General features: G+C 71.9%; 19 protein-coding genes, 1 tRNA gene and 1 pseudogene. 9 read left to right on the plus strand and 12 right to left on the minus strand.

Annotation, left to right across the window (positions count from 1 at the left end):
* Positions 1 to 109 precede the first annotated feature (109 nt).
* Positions 110 to 1,036, plus strand: coding sequence for an AraC family transcriptional regulator (locus tag ABD340_RS18810; RefSeq protein WP_344590279.1), 927 nt, complete (start codon positions 110 to 112; stop codon positions 1,034 to 1,036).
* Here ABD340_RS18810 and ABD340_RS18815 read toward each other — a convergent pair.
* Complete coding sequence (locus tag ABD340_RS18815) at positions 1,009 to 2,604, minus strand: ABC-F family ATP-binding cassette domain-containing protein (protein ID WP_344590280.1); 1,596 nt, start codon at positions 2,602 to 2,604, stop codon at positions 1,009 to 1,011. The genes ABD340_RS18810 and ABD340_RS18815 overlap by 28 nt on opposite strands.
* 126 nt (positions 2,605 to 2,730) lie before the next feature.
* The gene (locus tag ABD340_RS18820; protein ID WP_344590281.1) at positions 2,731 to 3,498 is read right to left on the minus strand and encodes an AAA family ATPase; all 768 of its coding nucleotides are present in this window, start codon (positions 3,496 to 3,498) and stop codon (positions 2,731 to 2,733) included.
* Between the two features lie 42 nt (positions 3,499 to 3,540).
* On the opposite strand from ABD340_RS18820, the gene ABD340_RS18825 reads away from it, so the two are divergent.
* Positions 3,541 to 3,858, plus strand: a complete 318-nt coding sequence (locus tag ABD340_RS18825; RefSeq protein WP_344590282.1) for a hypothetical protein — start codon at positions 3,541 to 3,543, stop codon at positions 3,856 to 3,858.
* A complete protein-coding gene (locus ABD340_RS18830) occupies positions 3,851 to 5,017 on the plus strand; it encodes an SMI1/KNR4 family protein (protein WP_344590283.1) in 1,167 nt (388 codons plus the stop codon). The genes ABD340_RS18825 and ABD340_RS18830 overlap by 8 nt, the downstream gene beginning before the upstream one ends.
* A 23-nt stretch (positions 5,018 to 5,040) precedes the next feature.
* On the opposite strand, the gene ABD340_RS18835 is transcribed toward ABD340_RS18830, so the two are convergent.
* Positions 5,041 to 5,940 (minus strand): LysR family transcriptional regulator, encoded by a 900-nt coding sequence (locus ABD340_RS18835; protein WP_344590284.1) that lies wholly within the window; start codon positions 5,938 to 5,940, stop codon positions 5,041 to 5,043.
* A 169-nt stretch (positions 5,941 to 6,109) separates the two neighbouring features.
* Here ABD340_RS18835 and ABD340_RS18840 point away from each other — a divergent pair, with 169 nt between their 5' ends.
* The 4 genes from ABD340_RS18840 to ABD340_RS18855 are packed head-to-tail and all read left to right on the plus strand — an operon-like array spanning position 6,110 to position 9,564.
* Entirely contained in the window at positions 6,110 to 7,282 is a 1,173-nt protein-coding gene (locus tag ABD340_RS18840; protein ID WP_344590735.1) for a MalY/PatB family protein, read from the plus strand.
* A gap of 2 nt (positions 7,283 to 7,284) precedes the next feature.
* Positions 7,285 to 8,112 carry a transporter substrate-binding domain-containing protein gene (locus tag ABD340_RS18845; RefSeq protein WP_344590285.1) on the plus strand — a complete coding sequence of 276 codons (828 nt, stop codon included), beginning with the start codon at positions 7,285 to 7,287 and terminating at the stop codon, positions 8,110 to 8,112.
* Between the two features lie 16 nt (positions 8,113 to 8,128).
* Positions 8,129 to 8,791 carry an amino acid ABC transporter permease gene (locus ABD340_RS18850; protein ID WP_344590286.1) on the plus strand — a complete coding sequence of 221 codons (663 nt, stop codon included), beginning with the start codon at positions 8,129 to 8,131 and terminating at the stop codon, positions 8,789 to 8,791.
* Positions 8,788 to 9,564, plus strand: coding sequence for an amino acid ABC transporter ATP-binding protein (locus ABD340_RS18855; RefSeq protein WP_344590287.1), 777 nt, complete (start codon positions 8,788 to 8,790; stop codon positions 9,562 to 9,564). The genes ABD340_RS18850 and ABD340_RS18855 overlap by 4 nt, the downstream gene beginning before the upstream one ends.
* Before the next feature lie 161 nt (positions 9,565 to 9,725).
* Here ABD340_RS18855 and ABD340_RS18860 read toward each other — a convergent pair whose 3' ends face one another.
* From ABD340_RS18860 to ABD340_RS18875, 4 genes and pseudogenes are all read right to left on the minus strand, one after another.
* The gene (locus ABD340_RS18860; RefSeq protein WP_344590288.1) at positions 9,726 to 10,205 is read right to left on the minus strand and encodes an HIT family protein; all 480 of its coding nucleotides are present in this window, start codon (positions 10,203 to 10,205) and stop codon (positions 9,726 to 9,728) included.
* 392 nt (positions 10,206 to 10,597) lie between these two features.
* Positions 10,598 to 11,206, minus strand: coding sequence for an NAD(P)H oxidoreductase (locus ABD340_RS18865; RefSeq protein WP_344590289.1), 609 nt, complete (start codon positions 11,204 to 11,206; stop codon positions 10,598 to 10,600).
* Positions 11,207 to 11,210: 4 nt separating this feature from the next.
* Entirely contained in the window at positions 11,211 to 12,212 is a 1,002-nt protein-coding gene (locus ABD340_RS18870; RefSeq protein WP_344590738.1) for an NADP-dependent oxidoreductase, read from the minus strand.
* 123 nt (positions 12,213 to 12,335) lie between these two features.
* A pseudogene (locus ABD340_RS18875) lies at positions 12,336 to 12,734 on the minus strand (NADPH-dependent FMN reductase); the annotation flags it as partial.
* A gap of 83 nt (positions 12,735 to 12,817) precedes the next feature.
* On the opposite strand from ABD340_RS18875, the gene ABD340_RS18880 reads away from it, so the two are divergent.
* Both ABD340_RS18880 and ABD340_RS18885 read left to right on the plus strand, forming a co-directional pair.
* Complete coding sequence (locus ABD340_RS18880) at positions 12,818 to 15,757, plus strand: AfsR/SARP family transcriptional regulator (protein ID WP_344590290.1); 2,940 nt, start codon at positions 12,818 to 12,820, stop codon at positions 15,755 to 15,757.
* Between the two features lie 64 nt (positions 15,758 to 15,821).
* The gene (locus tag ABD340_RS18885) at positions 15,822 to 16,733 is read left to right on the plus strand and encodes a zinc-binding dehydrogenase (protein WP_344590291.1); all 912 of its coding nucleotides are present in this window, start codon (positions 15,822 to 15,824) and stop codon (positions 16,731 to 16,733) included.
* A gap of 233 nt (positions 16,734 to 16,966) precedes the next feature.
* Here ABD340_RS18885 and ABD340_RS18890 read toward each other — a convergent pair.
* The 5 genes from ABD340_RS18890 to ABD340_RS18910 all read right to left on the minus strand — a co-directional run bounded on the left by ABD340_RS18890 (position 16,967) and on the right by ABD340_RS18910 (position 21,269).
* Positions 16,967 to 17,040 (minus strand) — tRNA-Ala (locus ABD340_RS18890).
* Positions 17,041 to 17,087: 47 nt separating this feature from the next.
* Entirely contained in the window at positions 17,088 to 17,600 is a 513-nt protein-coding gene (locus ABD340_RS18895) for a hypothetical protein (protein WP_344590292.1), read from the minus strand.
* A 200-nt stretch (positions 17,601 to 17,800) separates the two neighbouring features.
* On the minus strand, positions 17,801 to 18,424 hold the full coding sequence (locus ABD340_RS18900; protein WP_344590293.1) for a GNAT family N-acetyltransferase: 624 nt from the start codon (positions 18,422 to 18,424) through the stop codon (positions 17,801 to 17,803).
* Positions 18,425 to 18,512: 88 nt separating this feature from the next.
* A complete protein-coding gene (locus ABD340_RS18905; RefSeq protein ID WP_344590740.1) occupies positions 18,513 to 20,255 on the minus strand; it encodes a DEAD/DEAH box helicase in 1,743 nt (580 codons plus the stop codon).
* 36 nt (positions 20,256 to 20,291) lie between these two features.
* Positions 20,292 to 21,269 (minus strand): zinc metalloprotease, encoded by a 978-nt coding sequence (locus tag ABD340_RS18910; protein ID WP_344590294.1) that lies wholly within the window; start codon positions 21,267 to 21,269, stop codon positions 20,292 to 20,294.
* Positions 21,270 to 21,527 lie beyond the last annotated feature (258 nt).

Consider the following 21,527-nt stretch of genomic DNA (forward strand, 5'->3'; position numbering starts at 1 on the left):
GGCGTGCGAAAGATCAGGACCAGCCCCATCGTCCCGACGGCCCATGCCCCCGGCCAACGCCGCGGACATGCCCGGTCGTCCCGGTCACGGGCCGCTATATCGTGGCGGAGTGGACCCGTTCGACGATCTGCTGAAAGGCGTGCGCGGCGAGGGCGCCGCGTTCGGCACCTCCACGCTGACGCCCCCGTGGGGGCTGCGCTTCGCCGCCGGCCCGCCGCTGACGCTGTGCGTGCCGCTGCGCGGGCAGGGCCTGCTCGTGCAGGGGGACCGGACCATGCCGATCAAGGTCGGCGAGGCCGCGATCGTGCGCGGGCCCGAGCCGTTCATGTTCGCCGACACCGCCACCCCGCGCACCGTGCGGGACGTCCGCTGCGACGGCGCCGGAGAGGCGTCCGGCGACACCGTCCTGCTGGCCGCCTCGTACCGGCTCACCGGCGAGGTCTCCCGCCGCCTGGTCCGGGTGCTGCCCCCGATGATCGTCATCCCGGACGACCACGACTGCGCCGCCATGCGCGACTACCTGGAGGCGCAGCTGGACGCCTGCCGCCCCGGCCGCCAGGTCGTCCTGGACCGCCTGCTCGACTGGCTGCTGGTGTGCACGCTGCGCGACTGGTTCGACCGCCCGGAGGCGATCCGGCCCGGCTGGTACCAGGCCCTGTCCGACCCGGTGGTCGGACCCGCCCTGCGCGCCGTCCACGACGCCCCGGCCAGGCCCTGGACGCTGGCCTCCCTCGCCGCCGCCGCGCACGCCTCCCGCACCACCCTCGCCCGCCGCTTCACCGAACTGGTCGGCGAACCCCCGCTGGCCTACCTGACCGGGTGGCGGATGGCCCTGGCCGCCGAACGCCTGGCCGACCCGTCGGCGACGGTCGCCGCGGTGGCCCGGGAAGTCGGCTACACGGACGCGTTCGCGTTCAGCTCGGCGTTCAAGCGGACCCTCGGCAAGAGCCCCACCGCGTACCGGAAGGGCACCGCCGCAGACCTGGCCGGCGCCGCCGGAGCGGCCGGTCAGGTGAGCGAGACCAGCTCCATGTAGTCCTCGCTCCACAGGTCCTCGGTCGCGTCCGGCAGCAGCAGGACCCGTTCGGGACGGAGCGCCTCGATCGCGCTCGGGTCGTGCGTGACCATCACCACCGCCCCCTTGTACGCGCCGAGCGCCCCCAGGACCTCTTCGCGCGACGCCGGGTCCAGGTTGTTGGTCGGCTCGTCCAGCAGCAGCACGTTCGCGCCCGAGCTCACCAGCGTCGCCAAGGCCAGCCGCGTCTTCTCCCCGCCCGACAGCACACCGGCGGGCTTGCCCGCGTCGTCCCCGGAGAAGAGGAACGAGCCCAGGATCCGGCGGGCCTCCCCCGGCTCCAGGTGCGGTGCGGCGTCGGCGAGGTTCTGCGCGACCGTGCGGCCGGGGTCGAGAGTGTCGTGCTCCTGGGCGAAATAGCCCAGCCGCAGGCCGTGGCCGTGCACCACCCGTCCCGAATCGGGCGCCAGCCGTCCCGCGAGGATCTTCAGCAGCGTGGTCTTGCCCGCCCCGTTGAGCCCGAGCACGAGCAGCCGCCCACCCCGGTCGACCGCCAGGTCCACGCCCGCCAGCACCCGCAGGTCCCCGTACGACTTGGCCAGGCTCACCGCGCCCAGCGGGATCCGCCCGGACGGGGCGGGTTCGGGCAGCCGGATCCGGGCGACCTTCCCGGACCGCCGCACCGGCTCGGCCTCGGCGAGCATCCGGTCGGCGCGCCGCGCCATGTCCTTGGCCCGGACGGCGGTCGCGCTGCGGGCGCGCATCCGGTCGGCCTGGGCGTGCAGCGCCGCGGCCTTCCGCTCCGCGGCGGCCCGGCGCCGCTCCCCGCGCCGCCGGGCCGCCTCGCGGTCGGCGAGGTAGGCGCGCCACCCGGTGTTGTGCACCTCGATCGCGCCGTGCTCCAGATGCCAGATCCGGTTGGCGATGCCGGCGAGCAGGCCGGTGTCGTGGCTGATCATCACGAGCCCGCCGGGGTACCCGGCCAGGAACCCGCGGAGCCAGCCGATCGAGTCGGCGTCGAGGTGGTTGGTGGGCTCGTCCAGCAGCAGCGTGCCGCGCTCGGCGAACAGGACCCGCGCCAGCTCGGCCCGGCGCCGCTGGCCGCCGGACAGATCGCCGAGCGGACGGTCCAGGGCCCGGTCGGGCAGACCGAGGCCGGCGGCGATCCGGGCGGCCTCGGCCTCGGCGGCGTACCCGCCGCGCGCCTGGAACTCGGCCTCGGCCCGCGCGTACCGGGCCATCGCCCGTCCGGCGGCGGCGCCGTCCCCGGTGGCGGCCATCTCGGCCTCCGCGGCGCGGAGCCGGCGCACCGCCTCGTCCAGGCCGCGGGCGGACAGGATCCGCCCGGTCACGGTGACCGCCGGGTCGGCGGCCGCCGGGTCCTGCGGGAGATGGCCGACGGGACCGGTGCGAACGACGTCCCCCGCCGCGGGCCGCGCCCGCCCGGCGAGGATCTCCAGCAGGGTGGTCTTGCCGGTGCCGTTGCGGCCGACCAGGCCGACGCGGTCACCGGGCGCGACATGCGCGGTGACGCCGGACAGCAGGAGACGGGGGCCGACGCGCACGTCGACATCACGAAAAGAGATCATGGAATGACGCTCCGGAGCAGCTCATGGACACACGGGTGGCGTGAAGCGTGTGTCCCGAGCTAGGACATCCGGGGTGTCGACATGGCCCCGAGTGTAAACGGCGGCTCCGCTCGCGCCGAAACCCTTTTACGGGTCCTGGTCGCCGCCGAAGCTGATCGTGTGGAGGGCGGTCGCGGCCCGGCGGTCGAGCATCACGGCCGCGGCGCAGCCCCTCGGGACGCACCCGCGCCCGGCCTCGTCCACGAGCCGCCCGACGGCCCGGCGGTGCCGGGCGAAGGCGTGGTCGGACACCCACCGGCCGCGTTCGGCCTGCCCGTCCAGGGCCACTTCCGGCGGCACGTCCAGCAGCACCAGGTGCAGGCCGCGGCCCCGGCGGCGGGCATCGCGCGCCAGCCACCGGCGCACCCACGCCTGGCTCCCGCAGTCGTGCACGACGACGGCCGCCCCGGTTCGGAGCGCCTGGCGCAGACGCAGATAGTGGACGACCCGGACCAGCGGCCGGTACGTCGCGTACGGCACCGAGGCGGGCAGCCACCGTGCCCAGCGCTCGCGGCTGTCCTGCGAGTCCACCCGCCACACCCCCGCGCCGCGCCGAGTGCCCGGGACGGCCGCGCCCGGCACGGCCCGGCCGATCAGCGTGCTCTTGCCGCTGCCGGGCAGCCCGGAGACGACGAGCACGTCCCCGGCCGGCAGGCGCAGCTCCGCCCGCCCGGGCAGGACACCGCCCCGCAGGTCGAGGACGCCCGGCCCGTCAAGGGGACGGACGACCAGCGGGGGCGCTTCCGAAGGCGACTTCAGCAGATCGGCCACGTCGGCGGCTTCCTGTGGGACTTCGGAGGTCTTCGCCTGTGATTCCTCGTCTTCATCATCTTCGTCCAGCGGCTCATCGACCACGGTAGCGTCCGCAACCGACACGTTCCCGAGCGGAGAAGCCCCGTGGACGAGCCGAGCTGCTACCTGCTGGAGTTCTCCGTGGGGCCGGGCGGCTCCCGCCTGGGAGACGTCTACGCCGCCAGTGATCTCGCCGCGCTCCGGGAGACCTTCGAAGGGCGTTGGGGCGACGGCTACGACCACGTGATCCCCTACCAGTTGATGTGGTACGGCGCTGTCCTGCACCTGTGGGTGGTCCAGAAAGGCCGCATCGTCGAAGGATTCGTCCTGCGGCCGTACCTGCGCAGCGGCGACCCCGCCTGCGACTCGGCTGGAACGACCTGGAGAACGGCGAGTCGTGCGACACTCAGCCCCCGTGAATGAATTCGCCGCGCTTTTCGGTCCACCGCAGGCCGAACCCGTAACCGTCGACTGGAACGCGGTCGAGTCCTGGCTCGGTCTTCCCCTGCCCAGCGATTACAAGGCGCTGGTGACCGCCTACGGCCCGCTCGACATCGGGGAGGCCATTTGGTTGCACACCCCGTGCGCCCTGCCGGGTCGCTTCGACTACGGCGAGTGGCTGAAAACGACGCACCGCGACTGCCGCATCCTTTCGCGGTCGGCCCCGCCCTATGAACCACCGGCGTTCCACCCCGCCCAGGGCGGCCTGCTCGCATGGGGTACGACGCGATCGGCCAGCTACCTTTTCTGGGACACCTCAGCGTCCGCGGACCCCGACGAATGGCCGGTCGTGATCTTCTACAGGGACGCCATGGCCACCGACGGCGGCCCCTGGCACACCTATGACTCGGCGCTACTGGAAACGCTCTCGACGGCCGTCCGAACGGGCCTCCCGCTGCCCGGCGGCCACACTCTCGGACCGCTGCCGGCGACCGCGCGGCGAACCGCTTTCCTGCCCGGCGCCATCCCCTGGAGCCCACCGGTGCCCGAGCCAGAGGTCGTACCGGTCGCGCTGCGCCGTGCCGCGCTCGCCCAGGGCACAGGCATGGAAGCCCTGCACCTGCTCGCACCCCCGCCGGACGTGCCGTACCTGGGCGACGGCACCTGGGACGGGCTGTTCGAAGCACTCGGCACGCCCCTTCCGTCCGAGTACGTGACGCTGATGGAGTCCTACGGGTCCGGCTGCTTCTCCAACTGGCTGAGGTTCAGTCCTCCCACCCGTCTGGACGAGAACGGGCTGGCGCGGTTCGCCGAGGAAGTCCTCGACGGATACCGCCATCTGCGCGAAGCCTTGCCCGCGTACTACCCGCTCCCCGCCTGGCCGGAGCCCGGGGGCTTCCTGCCGTTCGCCGATTCGATCGAGGGCGACTACCTCGGCTGGCTGACCGAAGGCGATCCTGACACCTGGCCCCTGATCGTCCACCCCCGGCACGCCGATCAGGGCCCGCCCCTGCCCGGCGGGCTGGTCGACACCCTGCTCGACTGGATGCGAGGACGCCTCGAAACAGAGGGCCTCGCGGTCCTGGACGAGGACGACGACCCCCTGGAGTTCCTCGGCTTCGAGCCGTACACCCGCTTCTGAAAGCGGCCGCCCCGTCCTGAGGGTCAGTGCTCGGTGAATTCGGCGAGGATCGCCGGTATGGCCGCCCGGAGCCGCCGGATGCCGGGTCGCCGATCGTCGTTCGCCCGGTGGATGAGCCGGATCTGCTGCTCCCAGTGCAGCCCGGGAAGCCGCAGGTCACGCAGCCAGCCGGCGCGCAGTGCCGGGACGGCCGCGTACAGCGGGATCACGGCGACGTACTGGAGGCGCAGCGCGAGGTCCACGGCGATGTCGGGCGTCCCGACCAGGCGGACCGGGCATCCGGCGTCGCGCCGCGGGCTGGTGAAGGCGTTGGCGAGGTCCTGCGCGTCCTCGCTCCAGTTGTGCACCACGATCGGGGTGCCGGCCAGATCGGCGGGCCGCAGGTCGGCGTTCGCGGTCAGCCGATGCCGCGGGGCGGCCACGGCGACGATGGGCGAAGCGGCGACGAGCATCGCCTCCAGGCCCGGCGGCAGCGCCCGTCGCAGGACGAACGCGGCGTGCGCGCTGCCGTCCAGGACGGCCGCGATGGCCTCGGAGCTGTGCGCCACCCGGCAGACGACGTCGATGGGATGACCGGCGAGGGCCTGGAGCAGAGCGGGGAAGACGGGCGGCCCGAGACTGGCCGGGGCGGCGACCACGATCCTGTCGATCCCCTGCGTGCCGACCGCGGTCTGCGTCTCCAGCAGCAGGTCGAGGCATCGGCGCGCGTAGTCGGCGAGCCGTTCCCCGGCCGGGGTGAGCAGGGTTCCGCGCGGGCCCCGGGTGACGAGCCGAGCACCGAGCTTGCGCTCCAGCGCGGCCACCCGGGCGCTGATCGACGGCTGGGCGAGCTGCAGGTCGACGGCCGCCCTGCCGAAGCTGCCCGTCCTGGCGACGGCGTCGAAGACCACCAGGTCCATGGTCTCGATCAGCGGCCGTCCCATAGCCGCAACCTATGGCTTCCCCCAGCGAGGTGACTACTACTCAAACGAAATCAGAACTGGAGGATAGTGACGTATCTGCTCATAAGTCGCACTTGCCACGACTTACTAGCAAGGAGGGCCAGATGCCCACTAACCTCCCGAACCCCCGCTCAGGGAGCGAACATTGAGCGTGGCGGAGACGTCCGAAGCGCCGATCTGGGACGTGGAGCAGTCGCGCCGCAAGGGGTGCAAGCGCTGGTCCACCTATGCGCCCGGCGTCCTGGACCTGGGCGTGGCCGAAATGGACGTCTCGCTGAGTCCCGCGGTGACGGCGGCGGTCCGCGACGCGGCCCGGACCGAGGCGTTCGGGTATCCCGTCCCCGACGCGCGCAGCGCGGTTCCGGACGCCACCGCGCGGTGGATGGGACGCCTCGGCCTGGACGTCGGCTCCGAAGGCGTCCGGGTGGTGCCGGACGTGATGCGCGGCATCGCCGTCGCCATCCGCAGGCTCACCCGGCCCGACACGGCCGTGGTGATCCCGACCCCGACCTACACGCGCTTCCTCGAGGTCGCGCCGCTCACCGGACGGCGCTGCGTCCAAGTGCCGCTCGTCACCGGCCCGCACGGGCCCGAACTGGACCTGGAACACATCGAGGGCGCCCTCGCCGCCGGAGCGGGCAGCGTGCTGCTGTGCAATCCCGTCAACCCGGTCGGCACCATCGTCCGGGACGAGCAGCTGGCGGCCCTCGCCGAGATCGTCGACCGGCACGGCGCACGCGTGATCGTCGACGAGGTGCACGCCCCGATCCGCTACGGCCACCCGTTCACGCCCTACGCGGCGCTGAACGAGGCGGCGCGCGAGCACGCGATCACCGTCACCAGCGCCACCAAGGCATGGAACTTCCCCGGTCTGCGCACCGCGATGGTCGTGCTGACCAACGTCCGGGACCGGGAGGTCTGGGACGGCTTGCGGCACCTGGAGACGAGCGGGGCGAGCCCGCTCGGCATGGTGGCGACCGCCGCCGCGCTCGACCACGGCGAACCGTGGCTGCGGTCGGTGCTGAAGGATCTGGGCGCCGCCCGCGACCTCGTCCGCGACCGCATGGACGCCGCCGGGCTGTCCGGCCTGTGGCGGACGCCGGACGCCACCTACTTCGCCTGGCTGGACCTGCGGGGATTGGATCCCGAACGGCCGGCGGCGGTGCTGCTGGAACGGTCCGGTGTGGCGGTCGGCGAAGGCGCCGGCTATGGGGCGGCGGGCGGCGGGTTCGTCCGCGTCAACTTCGCCACGCCGCCGCATGTGCTCGGCAAGGCACTCGAAAGGATCATCGGCGTCCTGCACCTGCGGGACACGAGGGAGTGATCATGAGCCGTCCCCGACCCCTCATCACAACAGCAGTGGTCCTGCTCCTCGGCAGCGCGGCCGCGTGCGGCGGCGCCGCCGTCGGCGGCCCCCGGTCCGGGCTCGCGGCCGCCAAGGAGCGCGGCACGCTCCTGGTCGCCAACACCCAGGCCAACCCGCCCTGGAACTTCGTCGACGAGCAGGACAGGCCCGCGGGCTACGACGTCGACGTCGCGAACGAGATCGCGCGCAGGCTCGGAATCGGCAAGGTCAAGTTCGTCAAGTCCAACTACAAGAGCTTCATCCCGGGCGTCCAGTCGGGCCGGTACGACATCGTCATCTCGGGCCAGACCATCACCGACGAGCGCAAGAAGCAGGTCGGGTTCTCGCGCCCCTACCAGGTCAACGGCATCGCGGTCTTCGTCGCCGCCGGCAACACCTCCATCCGCTCCGCCTCCGACCTGCGCGGCCACCGCATCGCCGTCACCGCCGGCACCACGCAGGAGCAGTGGGTCCTCGCCAACGTGCCGGGAGCCAAGGTCAAGACCCTGCAGAACGCCACGCTCTCGCTGACCGACGTCTCGCTGGGCCGCGAGGAGGCGGGCCTGGTCTCCAAGTTCCAGGGCTCCTACCTCGCCGGCAAGAACAACCTCAAGGTCAAGCCGGTCGGCCCCCTGCTGGAAACCGAGATCACCGGAATGTCCTTCGGCAAGAGCGACACCGCCATGAAGACCGCGGTGGACGAGGCGATCGCGGACATGCTCGCCGACGGCACGCTCAGCCGCATCTCCAGAACGTGGCTCAATGGTCTCGACATGGCCGCCGAGCTGCGCAAACTCCCCGCACAGTAAGACCGGGAGGCCGACCGTGAATCTCCTCGACCCCGCCCTCCTGGACCGGGCCCTGCCGCTGCTGGGGCCGGCCCTCATGATGACCCTGCTGCTCGGCCTGGTGTCCTTCGCGGCGGGCTGCGTCCTGGGCATGCTGCTCACCCTGGCGCGGCTCTCGGGACGGCGCCCGCTCGTGCTGCTCTCGATCGCCTACGTCTCGGTCTTCCGCGGCACGCCGCTGCTGATCCAGATCCTGGTGATCTACTTCGGGCTGCCGCAGATGGGCATCCAGCTCGGCGCGTTCCTGTCCGCGGTGACCGCGCTGACCCTGCACACCGCGGCCTACCTCAGCGAGAACTTCCGCGCCGGCTTCCTCGCGGTGGACCGCGGCCAATGGGAGGCCGCCGACTCGCTCGGCATGTCGTCCCTCAGAACCCTGCGCCGCGTGGTGCTGCCCCAGGCCATCCGGGTCGCGACCCCCGCGGTCGGAAGCCGGTTCATCGCCCTGATGAAGGACACCTCCCTGGCCTCGGTGATCACCGTCGCCGAGATCACCCAGGCCGCCGAGGCCGTCGGCTCGTCCACCTTCAGGTACATGGAGATGTTCCTGCTCGCCGCCGTCGTCTACTGGCTGATGAACGCGGCACTCTCGATCGGCCAAGCCGTGCTGGAACGGCGCATGGGAAGGGCGTACGCATGAGCCACGTGGTCACGGTCACCGGCGTGAGCAAGAGCTTCGGCTCCCTCGCCGTCCTGAAGGGCGTCGACCTGGACGTGGCGCGCGGCGAGGTACTGGTCATCATGGGCCCGTCCGGATCGGGCAAGACCACCCTGGTCCGCTGCATCAACCTCCTGGAGGAACCCGACGCCGGGCACATCCACATCTGCGGCCAGAGCATCTCCTGCGGCCCCAACGCCCGCCGCAACCGCGCCCGCGCCAAGGCGGTACGCCAACTCCGCAACCGCGCCGCCATGGTCTTCCAGCACTTCAACCTGTTCCCCCACATGACCGCACTGGGCAACGTCATCGAAGGCCCCCTCTCAGTACGGGGCATGCCCAAAGCCGACGCCGTCGCCCTGGGAGAACGGCTCCTGGAACGCGTCGGCCTCGCGGACAAACGCGACGTCTACCCCGCCCGGCTCTCGGGCGGCCAGAAGCAGCGCGTCGCCATCGCCCGCGCCCTGGCCATGGAACCCGAGGTCATCCTGTTCGACGAGCCGACCTCGGCACTCGACCCCGAACTCCACGCCGAAGTCCTGCGCACCATGCGCTCCCTGGCCGAGGACGGGATGACGATGGTCGTCGTCACCCACGAGGTCGCCTTCGCCCGCGAGGTCGCCGACCGAGTGATCTTCATGGACGACGGCCGGATCCTCGAACAGGGCCCGCCCGCCCAGTTCTTCAGCCGCCCCGCCCACGAACGAACCCGCTCGTTCCTGAGACTCGTCCAACCCGAACGCCCAGCCGTGTAATCCCAAGTGGCCGCCGGCGTCTTGAGGACCTCGAGCAGTCGTCCGGCCAGGACGGCTGCCGAGGCAGGGTTCTGTCCGGTGAACAGGTTGCGGTCAACCACCGTTTAGGGCTTCCGCGGGGGTGGCGACCACGATCTGGTGGCCGGCCTCGGTGGGCTCGTTCACTCGGTTCGGCGATGTGTTTGCCCGCGTTCCAGATGGTTACGGATCTTGGCGGCGATTTCGTCGCGTTGGGCGGTGCTGAGGTCACGGTGCTCGGGTCGCCCGAGCCTGGTGAACACTTTGGGGCCGCGCTGTTCGACCGGTTGGTCCCTCATGCGGGGGATGATGTGGAAGTGGACGTGGGCATGGCCTTCGGCCTCAGCGAATTGCGCGATGTAGGTCTTGGTGCAGCCGGTGACGGCGTGCAGGGCCCGGGAGAGCCGTACCTGCCATTGGCCCAGCATGGCCGCCTCGGCGTCGGTGAGTTCGGCGACGCTGGTCACGTGCCGCAGAGGCATCAGGACCAACCAGCCGAGCAGGCCCGTGCCGAACGCGTGCGCCACCCGCCAGTGGGAGTCGGCCGCGATGCGCTCGCGAGGTGGCAGGGAACTCAGCCGTCCGTTGTTGCCGCAGCACATGCATTCCGCGGAGGTTGTCACAGCTCCCGATGGTAAACACCCCTGGGGTGACCGGCGCTCGCAGCGCAGAACACGTCCTTCCCCGGTGATCACGTCCCAGGAGAGAACTGATCGTTTCCCCAGCCCGCCCCCTCGGTTCGGGAGCGCGTAGATACGGTAGTCGCCGGGCTGGACGTGGTGCGCGGCGCGGGCGACAAGACCGGTCATGGGCCGCGGGATGTGCTCGGCGTGACGTGTACCGCCCCCGGTCACAAGCAATCGGCTTGACCATTGTTGTGCCCTTCCTGCTGTCAGGCATCTCCGCCGACAGGGCGCGAGCACGTCCATGCGGCCGACCTCACGGCACGCCGTCACGGGCGGATCCCGATGATGCAGGGTCCGCCCGTGATCGTCCGTGCCATGGTCGACCGGAGTCAGGCGACCATCGGCTGCAGCATTCTGTCCAACCCTGCCTCGGCGGTGGCGAGGATGTCCTCCGCATGTCCGGCCCTGGCGGTTTGGTCGGGGACGGTCCCGTAGACGAGATGGACCTTCACATCGTCGATGTCGCAGAAGTTGGAGATCCCCACCGTGAGGGTGCGGGTCAGCGACTCGTCCCAGCCGGTCGACGTGAAGTGCTCCTCGGAGTAGCCGGCCAAGCCGATCCAGACGATGCGTTTGCCGTGCAGGCGGGGCGTGCTGCGGCCGTAGGCGAACCCATAGTTCCAGACCCGGTCGATCCATCCCTTGAGAATGGCAGGGAGGCCGAACCACCAGACGGGGAAGACGACGACGATGACGTCGGCCGCTTCGATGCGTCGCATATGGGCCTCGGTTCCGGCGGAGTAGCCCTTGCCGGGGTCGGTCCAGGCGGGCTCGTCTTCGATGGTCATGCGCGGGTCGAAGTCCTCGGCGTGCAGGTCGAGCAGGTCGACGGTGAAGCCGCCCCGCTCCAGCCGCCGACGCGCACGGTCGGCGGCTCGCGCGGTGAGCGAGGTCGAGCGGGAGTGGGCCAGCACGAGCAGTGCCGTGGGAGCGGTCATCGGATCAGAGCCTCACGAGCATCTTGCCGACGTTGCCGCCGCGCATCATGTCCAGGAAGGCGGCGGGCGCCTGCTCGATGCCCTCGGTGGCGGTCAGCTCGGTGCGCAGGGAGCCGTCGGCCAGCCAGCCCGCTGCCTTGCCGATCCACTCTGGGAAGAGGTGGAAGTAGGAGTTGACCAGCATGCCGCGCAGGGTGGCGTCCTTGGCGGCCAGCTCGAACAGGTTGCTGGGGCCGGGGACGGGTTCGGTGGCGTTGTAGGCGCTGATGGCGCCCACCATCGCGATCCGGCCGCCGTTGCGCAGCGCGTTGATGGCGGCCACCAGGTGGTCGCCGCCGACGTGGTCGACGTAGACGTCGATGCCGTCGGGAGCGGCCTCGGCGAGTTGGTCGGCGACGGAACCGGCCCGGTAGTCGATGGCGGCGTCGAATCCGAAGTCCGTCACGATCTTGTCGGCCTTGGCCGGGCCTCCCGCCGACCCGACTACTCGGGAGGCTCCGAGCATGCGGGCGAGCTGGCCGGCGACGCTGCCCACCGCTCCGGCCGCGGCCGAGACGAAGACCACGTCGCCCTGACGTACTGGAGCCACCTCCGTCAGGGCCGCGTAGGCCGTCAGCCCTGTGGTGCCCAGCACGCCCAGGTATGCCTCCGCCGGGGCGAGCCCGGTGTCGACCACGGTCGCGTCGGCCGCGTCCAGCACCGCGTACTCGCGCCAGCCCAGGAAATGCACGACGGTGGACCCCACCGGGACGTCCGGGGAGCGCGAGTCCAGGACCTCGCCCACCGCCGAACCGTCCATAGGAGCGCCGAGGCGGAAGGGCGGCAGGTAGGACTCGCCGTCGTTCATGCGCTCCCGCATGTACGGGTCCACCGACATCCAGGTGTTGCGGACCAGGACCTGTCCATCGGCGAGCACCGGGACCTTGGTCGTGGCCAGCTCGAAGTCCTGCGGACGGGGCTCACCGGCGGGGCGGGCGGCCAAGCGGATCTCACGGTTTGCGTACACGCTGTTCTCCCTGTGTGTGATGGGGTCGTTAGTGGTGGCGTTGTTCGCGACGGCGTCGAGCAGCCGCTCGGCGGCCAGGTCTGAGGGGGGCTCGTGGTGGTAGAAGCCGACGGGCTCTCCGACGGTCACCGCGCCGAGCGCGGCGAAGACCGACCGGAGCTGCTCGACGGCCCGCAGGCCACCCGACTCTCCGCCGTAGGAGAGGAAGACGACGGGTTTGCCCCGCCACTCGTCGCGATACCAGTCGATGGCGTTCTTGAGCGAAGCCGGGAAGCTGTGGTTGTACTCCGGCGTGACGATCACGAATCCCTCCGCCGCGGCCAGCCAGGGCTGAAGATCCCGTACGGCGGGCGGCGCGGGACCGCCTTCCTGCGGGAGCACCACCGGTAGCCATGCCTCGGCCAGGTCGATGACGTCCACGTCAAGGTCCTCGCGGCGGCATGCCCTGGCGTGGAGCCAGGCCGCCGCGGTAGGGCCGAAGCGTCCCTGCCGGACGCTGCCGATGATGATCGCGAGCCTCATCCCGCCTCCTTTCGTTGACGGACCCGACTCTGCCGAGGGCCGCGCACGGTTGGCTGGGGGTTGGCTGCGGGTAGCGTGACCCGGTGCGATTCGGAGTGCTTGGCCCGCTTTCCGTGTGGGCCGCCGACGGACGACCCGTGCGGGTCCCCGAACTGAAGGTCCGCGCGCTGCTGGCCGACCTGCTTGTCCACGAGGGCCGCCCGGTCTCCGCGGACCGGCTGGTCGACGACCTGTGGGGGGAGGACCCTCCCGGCAATCCGACCAACACGCTGCAGACCAAGGTCTCCCAGCTGCGCCGCGCCCTGGGGCCGGGCGGTCGCGACCTGGTGGTCTTCCAGCCGGTCGGCTACGCGCTGCGCACCGACGAGATCGACGCGCTCAGGTTCGCCGGTCTGCTGGACCGGGCCCGCGCGACCGCGGATCTCCGGACGAAGGCGGGCCTGCTGTCGGATGCGCTGGCGTTGTGGCGCGGCCCCGCCTTCGGCGACTTCCGCGACGAGGAGTTCGCCCGTGCGGCCGCCACCCGCCTGGACGAGCAGCGGCTGACCGCGCTCGAAGAGCAGGCGGAGGTACGGCTCGCGCTCGGCGAGCACAGCCAACTGGCCGATGAGCTGGGCGAGCCGGTGACCGAGCAGCCGCTGCGCGAACGCTTGCGTGCCGCGCACATGCGCGCCCTCTACCGGTCGGGACGGCAGAACGAGGCCCTGGCCGGGTACACGGAACTGCGCCAGCGGCTGGCGGACGAGCTGGGGCTGGACCCGGGGCCCGAGCTGGTGGACCTCTACCAGGCGATCCTGCGGCAGGACCCGGCGCTGGCGCCCGTACCGGCTCCTGCCACCTCGGCCGCGCGTCCCCGCACCAACCTCCCCGTCCCGCTCACGGACCTGGTCGGACGGCAGGAGGCGGTGACCGAGGTACGCGCCCTGCTCGGCTCCTCCCGGCTGGTCACCTTGACCGGCCCCGGCGGGGTCGGCAAGACCCGCCTGGCCTTGGCCGCCGCCGCCGGGCTCGACTTTCCCGACGGCTCCTGGCTGATCGAGTTCGCGGGCACCACAGGCGCGGTGGCCGACGCCGTGGCTGCCGAGCTGGGGATCCGCGACGAGCCGGGGTCGCGTCCGGGCGTGCCGCCGCCTGATTCCCCGGCCCGGCTGGCCGCCGCCCTGCGCGGACAGGAACTGCTGCTGGTGCTGGACAACTGCGAGCATCTGGTCGAACCGGTCGCTGAGCTGGTGGACCTGCTGCTGCGGGCGGCCCCGGGGCTCCGCGTCCTGGCCACCAGCCAGGAGTCGCTGGCCGTTCCCGGCGAGGTCCTGTACCCGGTCGCCCCGCTGGACTCGTCCGCCGCCGTCCAGCTGTTCACCGCCCGCGCCGCGCCGGGCCGCACTCTCGATGCCGAGAGCGCGTCGTGGGCCGAGGTGATCTGCAGGAGGCTGGACGGCCTGCCGCTCGCGCTGGAGCTCGCCGCCGCCCGGGTTCGCGTGCTGGGCGTGCGCGGCGTGGCCGAGCGGCTCGACGACCGCTTCCGCCTGCTCGCCACCGCGCACAGAGGCCGGCCCGCTCGCCGGCAGACCTTGCGAGCCGTGATCGACTGGAGTTGGGAACAGCTCACCGAGCCCCAACGCGCCGCACTGTGCGCGCTGGCGGCCCACCCGGGCGGCTGCACTCTGGAAGCGGCCGAGGCCGTCGGCGTCGATCTCGATCTGCTGGACCAGCTGGTGAACAGGTCCATGGTGGTCGCCGATCCGCCGAGGTACCGCCTGCTGGAGAGCATCGCGGCCTACTGCCTCGAACGGCTCGAGGCGGACGATCCGACGTTCCGGCGCCGGGACGAGTTCTACACCGGGCTGGCCGAGCGGGCCCGACCGCACCTGCACGGCCACGCCCAGCGCGAGTGGCTGCGGCGCCTCGACGACGAGGCGCTCAACCTGCGTGCCGTCACCGGATCCAGGCGCCTGGCCGAGGCCCTGACCTGGTACTGGTACCTGCGCGGCAGGCACCGGGAAGGACATCGCCACCTGGCCGCGGTGAGCGAGGGGTCCAGCTGGGAGGCCGGGTTCGCCATGCTGGTCGGCGCCCGCCGCGCCGAGGTGGAGGAGTTCCCAGACGCCAGGTCTCGCTGGTTCATGGCGCACGTCTACCTGCATCTGGGAGATGTCGCCGCGGCCGAGCCACTGCTGGACCGGGCACTGGCCGACTTCCGCGCACTCGACGACCGCTGGGGCGAGGCGGCCGCGCTGGCCGGCCGCGCCAAGCAGGCGATGTTCCAGGGCGACCTGCCGACCGCGGAGCGCAGCGGCACGGAGAGCCTCGCGATCTTCACCGACCTCGGTGACCGGTGGGGGCAGCTGCAGGCCTCCGACATCCTCGGATACCTGGCCGAGGTCACCGGCGACCACGAACACGCCGGCCGGCTGCACAGGGAAGGGTTGCGCATCGCCGAGGATCTGCGGCTGTGGACCGACGTCTCCTACCGGCTGTCCAGCCTCGGCAGGATCGCGCTTCTGAACGGGGACCCCGCCCGCTCACACGAGTTCCATGAGCGGGGCATGCGGCTGGCGGCCGAGCAGTCGAACCCGTTCGCCGAAGACTTCGCCCGAGTCGGGCTCGGCCTCGTGGCGCGGCGCGCCGGTGACCTCGACGCCGCGGAGCGGCTCTTCCAGGAATCACTGGACTGGAACCGGCGGCTGGAAGCCGACTACGGCATGCCGTTCTACGGAGTGACGCTGATCCTGGCCGAACTCGGGTTCATCGCCGAGCAGCGCGGCGACGCCGCCCTGGCCAGGACCCTGCACGTCAAAGGGCTGGCGGCCGCGCGGGAGATCGGCGATCCGCGATCCGTCGCCCTGGCCCAGGAGGGGCTGGCCGGAGTCGCGGTGCTCGAGGGCGCGGCCGAGGAGGCGCTGCGCCTGCTTGAGGAGGCGACCGCGTTGCGGGAGTCGGTCGGCGCGCCCCTGCCGCCCGCCGAGCGCGGCGACGTCGACCGGATCCGGGCGGCGCTGGGCGATGGCGGCACCGTGCGCTGACCGTCAGCCGATCATGCGCATCGATCGGCAGTGTCGCACCGTACCCCTTCGGACAGGAGCGACGATGCAAGCCTTGGTCTACGACCCGCAAGTACCTCACCGCCTTCGCCTCGGCCTCGCCCCCGACCCGGCGCCCACGCCCTCTCAGGTGCTGGTCCGGGTGGCCGCCGTCTCGTTCAATTTCGGCGAAATCGCCTTCAGACCCGGCGGCGGGCCAGCGGGACACGTCCCCGGCTGGGACGCCGCCGGGGTGGTGGTCCAGGCCGCCGCCGACGGATCCGGGCCCGCGGTCGGCAGCCGCGTGGTCACCTTCGGCTGGTCGGGTGCCTGGGCCGAACTGCGGGCCGTGGACACCGGCGACCTGGCCGTCGTGCCCGAAAGCGTCGACCTGGGCCAGGCCGCCGCGCTTCCGGTCGCCGGAGCCACCGCACTGCAGGCGGTCCGGCGGCTGGGGCCGCTGATCGGCCGCCGGGTGCTGGTCACCGGCGCGTCCGGAGGCGTCGGACGGTATGCGGTGCAGCTCGCCGCCCGCGCCGGCGCGCACGTCATCGCCTCCGTCGGCGGCCCTGCCCGCGGCGAAGGTCTACGCGAACTCGGCGCCGCAGAGATCGTCTTCGGCCCGTCGGAGGTGTCCGGCCGGGTGTACGGCGTGCTGGACAACGTCGGCGGACCGCAACTCGCGCAGGCCTACAACCAGTTGGAGAACGGGGGGATCGTCCAGGCCATCGGCATGGCTTCGCGTGAGCCGACGCTGATCGACTTCGAGGAGGCGCGCACGCGCGTCGACCGAGGCCGATTGGAGACCTTCAACCTCACCACCCCACTCGGCGACGACCTGGTCTACCTCGTGCACCTCCTGCGGAGGGGCGGCCTAGATCCGCAGATCGGCTGGCGAGGCCCCTGGGACAATGCCCTCGAAGCAGCCGAATCCCTGCTCGCCCGCCGCGTCCCGGGCAAGGTCGTCCTCGATCTGTGACCACGGCGCCGAGGGCGCTCCCCGAGCCGACGACACCGAGCCTGCCGATCGCGAGCTCGCACGACCGGCGCGGTCCCTGAGGGACGCCGCCCGGCCTGCGGCTCGTCTCGCAGCCCCGATTGAGCCCACCCGAAGATCACTCCACCTGCCCAAAAGCGAGATCCCGCCCGATCAAGATGATCGGACGGGATCTCGTCAACCGCTCTCAGGCCGTCTCGAGAAACGGCCCTGGGTGGAGCTGAGGGGATTTGAACCCCTGACCCCCTCGATGCGAACGAGGTGCGCTACCGGACTGCGCTACAGCCCCAAGGACTCCGCTAGGTTAGCAAACTCCAGGGGGTGCTCGCGCACCGGTTATTCGCCGACGGCGCGGCGGTCGTCGGCGTACTGGTCGAAGACTTCCTCCTCGGCCGGGGCGGACAGTTCGATGATCTCGGCCTGGGGCTGCTGGGCGGCGGCTCTGCGGGCCTCCTGGGCGCGGGCGCGGCGTTCCTGGCGGCGGGTGGTGTCCATGCCCACGGCGACGCGCAGGAGCGTCAGGTGGGCCGCCAGGAGGAGGGTCGGGGGCAGGGCGATCCACCAGGGGGCGTAGCCGGCCGCGACGACGGCGATGGAAGTGGCCAGCAGGAGCGTCAGGCCGGACGTGCGGCGGCGGCGCCGGGCGATGACGGCGGCGCGGCCGGAGCGGCGCCGTGCCGGGGCCGGTGCTCCGGCCGGCTCCTCCGGCTCGTCGAGCTCCTCCTCCTCGCCGCGCTTGCCGAGCAGGCGGGAAAAGCCGGAGGACTCGGAGTCGCGGCGCAGCCACATGGGCACCAGGACGACGGCCCACACCGCGACGATGGCCAGGTAAAGGACAGCACTGCTCACCGGCCCACCGCCGGGGCCAAGGGCGGGCCGACTTTCGGCGCGCGCACGTGCAATGGGAGCAGGGTCACGCCCCGCACGGTACGAGCCGCTGTCAGAGGTTGACGAGCATAAGGGGCGGTGTGTCGCGAGATCGATCCCGGGGTTACTCTCCGTTTGCCGGCTCTTCTCGTTCGCAGGATTCTAACGAGGGAAAGTCAAGGTCACGAAGACGGTCGCGGAAATGCCCGGCTACTGTCGGCGAGCCAGCGAGAGCGCAGGCCACCGGGGACGTCCTCGACGGTCAGGGCGTAGCAGATGTGGTCGCGCCAGGCGCCGTCGATGTGCAGATGGCGGCGCCGAATTCCCTCTTCCCGGAAACGGAGTTTCTCCACGACCCGGCGGCTGGCGGTGTTCTCCGGGCGAATATTGGCCTCGACCCGGTGCAGCCCCACGGTGAAGAAACAGTGATCGACCGCCATCGCCACGGCGGTCGGTATCACGCCGCGTCCGGCGACCTGCCGATCCACCCAGTAGCCGATCTGCGCGGACCGGGCCGAGCCCCACACGATCGCACCGATGGTCAGCTGGCCGACGAAATCGCCCTCGTAGGTGACGACCCAAGGCAGCGCCAGCCCCTGCCGCGCCTCGTGCCGCATCGTGTAGACCATGCTGAGGTACGGGCCGAGGCCGCTGCGGAACAGCGGCGTCTCGGGGTTGGTCGGCTCCCAGGGGCGCAGCCACTCGGCGTTGCGGACCCGCAGATCGCGCCAGGTCGCGGCGTCCCGATGCCGCAGCGGCCGTAGCCCCACCGGGCCTTCGGTCAGCGTGACCGGCCAACCCCGCATCCGTTCCACGGCTCCATGATTCCCTGATCCTGCATCCGGACGCCATCGATTGTCGCCGACAATCATGCGGATGTGCAGGTCGGGGTGGTCATGATCCGCGGCGGGCGGCCCATTCGCGGATCTTGGCGATGCGCTTGCGGATGTCGTCCGCGGACGCCTGCGCGATGGCGGGGCCGCCGCAGCTGCGGCGCAGCTCGCTGTGGATCACGCCGTGCGGCTGCCCGGTGCGATGGTTCCAGGCGCCGACCAGGCCGTTCAGCTCCTTGCGGAGGGTGTGCAGGTCTTCGGCGGCGGTGCGGTCGGCGCGCGGGTCGCCGGTCTTGCGCTTGCGTTCGGCCTTGACCTGCTCGGCCTGCCGCTTGCGGAGCAGGGCCGACACCTGCTCGGGCTCCAGCAGGCCCGGGATGCCGAGGTACTCCTCCTCTTCGGCGGAGCCGGGCGCGGCCTGCATGCCGAACTCGCCGCCGTCGTACAGGACCCGGTCGAAGGTGGCGGACGCCTCGACCGTCTCGAACGGCAGCTCCTCGCCCACGTCGGGGGTGTCGCGCTGCCGGTTGGCCTCGGCGAGCAGGTCGTCGTCGAGGCCGTCCTCGCGGACGGGACGGTCGAGGACGTGGTCGCGCTCGGTCTCCATCTCGGCGGCGTGGCCCATCAGCGTCGGCACCGACGGCAGGAACACCGAGGCGGTCTCGCCGCGCTTGCGCGCCCGGACGAAACGCCCGATGGCCTGCGCGAAGAACAGCGGGGTGCTGGTGGAGGTGGCGTACACGCCCACGCACAGCCGCGGGATGTCGACGCCCTCGGACACCATCCGGACCGCGACCATCCAGCGGTCGTCGGTCTCGCCGAACTGCTTGATCTTCTTGGACGCGGTGGGGTCGTCCGACAGCACGATGGTGGCGCCCTGGCCGGTCACGGCGCGCAGCATCTTGGCGTACGCGCGGGCCGCCTCATGGTCGGTGGCGATCACCAGGCCGGCGGCGTCCGGGATGGCGCGGCGCAGCTCGGTGAGCCGGCGGTCGGCGGCGGCGAGCACCTGCTTGATCCAGTCGCCCTTGGGGTCGAGCGCGGCGCGCCACGCCTGGGCGGTCTGGTCCTGGGTGAGGGGTTCGCCGAGGGTCGCGGTGATCTCGTCGCCGGCCCGGGTGCGCCAGCGCATCTCGCCCGCGTACGCCAGGAAGATCACCGGCCGGACGACGCCGTCGGTCAGCGCCGGGCCGTAGCCGTAGGTGTAGTCGGCGCGGCTGCGGCGGATGCCGTCGGGGCCCTCGTCGTACAGGACGAACGGGATCGGGTTGATGTCGGTGCGGAACGGCGTGCCGGACAGCGACAGCCGCCGGGTGGCGGGCTCGAACGCCTCGCGCACCGCGTCGCCCCAGGACAGCCCGTCGCCGGCGTGGTGCACCTCGTCGAAGATGACCAGCGTCTTGCGCGCCTCGGTGCGGTTGCGGTGCAGCGCGGGCCGCGCGGCGACGGTCGCGTAGGTGACGGCGATGCCGTGGAAGTCCTTGCCGACCCGGCCCTGCGCGTTCTGGAACTCGGGGTCGATCCGGATGCCGACGCGGGACGCCGACTCCGCCCACTGCCGTTTGAGGTGCTCGGTCGGGCAGATCACCGTGATCGCGGCGACGATCCGGCGGTCGAGGAGTTCCTTGGCCAGGCGCAGCGCGAACGTGGTCTTGCCGGCGCCGGGGGTCGCGACGGTGAGGAAGTCGCGCGGGCCCGGCTGCGTGCCGTCGCTGCCGAAGTACGCCTCCAGCGCCTGCTGCTGCCAGGCGCGCAGGGACGACGCAGTCCCCCAGGCGGCCCTCTCGGGGAACGCGGGGGGCATGTCCGATGCGGCGAAAGTGCTCACGGTCATCGAAGGCTACCGAGCCCCACCGACAGATCGTGCCCCGCCGCCCTCATCCGGACCGTTCGCGCCCCGTCGCCCCGGCGAGCGGTAGGCGGCCCAGGAGGCGCGTATGCGCAGGCCCTGGCCCTTTGTGAACTCGCGCATGCACTCGTCCCAGCCGTAGTTCATGAAGTTGCGCACAGGGTCGCGCCCCTGCTGCCGGCAGGTGTTGCGGGCGTGCGGGCAGCCGTCGGCGGGCCGCGCCTCGTACGGGGTGTCGCCGACTCCGTCGCCGGGCGGCGCGCAGCCGTTCTCGAAGGTGTGGAGGAGCCCCAGCCAGTGGCCTATCTCATGCACCGCCGTGAAGCCGCGGTCGTAGTGCCGGATCGAACCGCCGGGCAGCGTCCGGTAGTCGATCACCACGCCGTCGGCCATCGGGTCCTCCCGGAGCCACTGCGGGAACGTGGAGAATCCGAGCACGTCGGAACCGACCGCCGCCGTGTAGAGGTTGAGCGTGCCGGCGCCTCCTTTGCGCAATGCCCGCTTCATGTCGCGCTCGTACCGCTCCGGTGCCCTGAACCACCTCCGTTCCGATCGCACGTCGTGTCCGGCCAGCCTGAAGGTGACCCCCGTGTCGGCCCCGCCCTTCTCTCCGCCGTACGCACGGTTGAGCGTGCTGACCTGCTTGCGCGCCCTCGTCCGCGACACCTGTCCCGTCGCCCCGTCCGAGATGGCATGGAACCAGACGGGTACGACGATCCGCCCGGCCGGGCGCCGCTCCCCCTGCCCCGCGGTCGCCCGTCCGGCCGCGATCGTCTCGTCCGCCGTGCCGTAGCGGTGGGCCAGTGTCCGGCGGAGGTCGTCCAGCATCGCCATGACCTGGTCGCGGCCCAACTCGTGCGCGTCGCGGCCGTGCCTTCCGCGGACGCCCGTCCTGGCGGCAGCACCGGCGCACTGCCGTTCCTCGGCCGGGACGGCCTGGGGCCGTACGGCCACTCCGCGGTCACGCACCGCCCCTGATTGGGCACACATCGTGACCGAAACAGCGCACAGTGAGACCGCAAGGGTCCGGCTCATGAGACTCCCCCGAGTTCAGAACGTCGCGACTCCGCGGCCGGCGACCGCGGAATCAGCGGCCGCCCTCATCCCGGCGCGCCGCCCCATCCGACGTACAACAGGTCCGCCCGCGACCGCCAGCCGACCCGCCCATGCAGAAGCGCCCCGAACCCAAGAGGGACGGAACGCTCACCCCCGGCGACCGGGCCCGGG

Source organism: Actinomadura vinacea (assembly GCF_039532545.1).
Lineage (GTDB): Bacteria > Actinomycetota > Actinomycetes > Streptosporangiales > Streptosporangiaceae > Spirillospora > Spirillospora vinacea.

Bases quoted from the DNA above. Each gene is read 5' to 3' on its own strand.
- ABD340_RS18905 (WP_344590740.1), bottom strand. From the start codon at position 20,255: ATGCCCCCCGCGTTCCCCGAGAGGGCCGCCTGGGGGACTGCGTCGTCC.
- ABD340_RS18900 (WP_344590293.1), bottom strand. From the start codon at position 18,424: ATGCGGGGTTGGCCGGTCACGCTGACCGAAGGCCCGGTGGGGCTACGG.
- ABD340_RS18845 (WP_344590285.1), top strand. From the start codon at position 7,285: ATGAGCCGTCCCCGACCCCTCATCACAACAGCAGTGGTCCTGCTCCTC.
- ABD340_RS18865 (WP_344590289.1), bottom strand. From the start codon at position 11,206: ATGACCGCTCCCACGGCACTGCTCGTGCTGGCCCACTCCCGCTCGACC.
- ABD340_RS18885 (WP_344590291.1), top strand. From the start codon at position 15,822: ATGCAAGCCTTGGTCTACGACCCGCAAGTACCTCACCGCCTTCGCCTC.
- ABD340_RS18835 (WP_344590284.1), bottom strand. From the start codon at position 5,940: ATGGGACGGCCGCTGATCGAGACCATGGACCTGGTGGTCTTCGACGCC.
- ABD340_RS18855 (WP_344590287.1), top strand. From the start codon at position 8,788: ATGAGCCACGTGGTCACGGTCACCGGCGTGAGCAAGAGCTTCGGCTCC.
- ABD340_RS18815 (WP_344590280.1), bottom strand. From the start codon at position 2,604: ATGATCTCTTTTCGTGATGTCGACGTGCGCGTCGGCCCCCGTCTCCTG.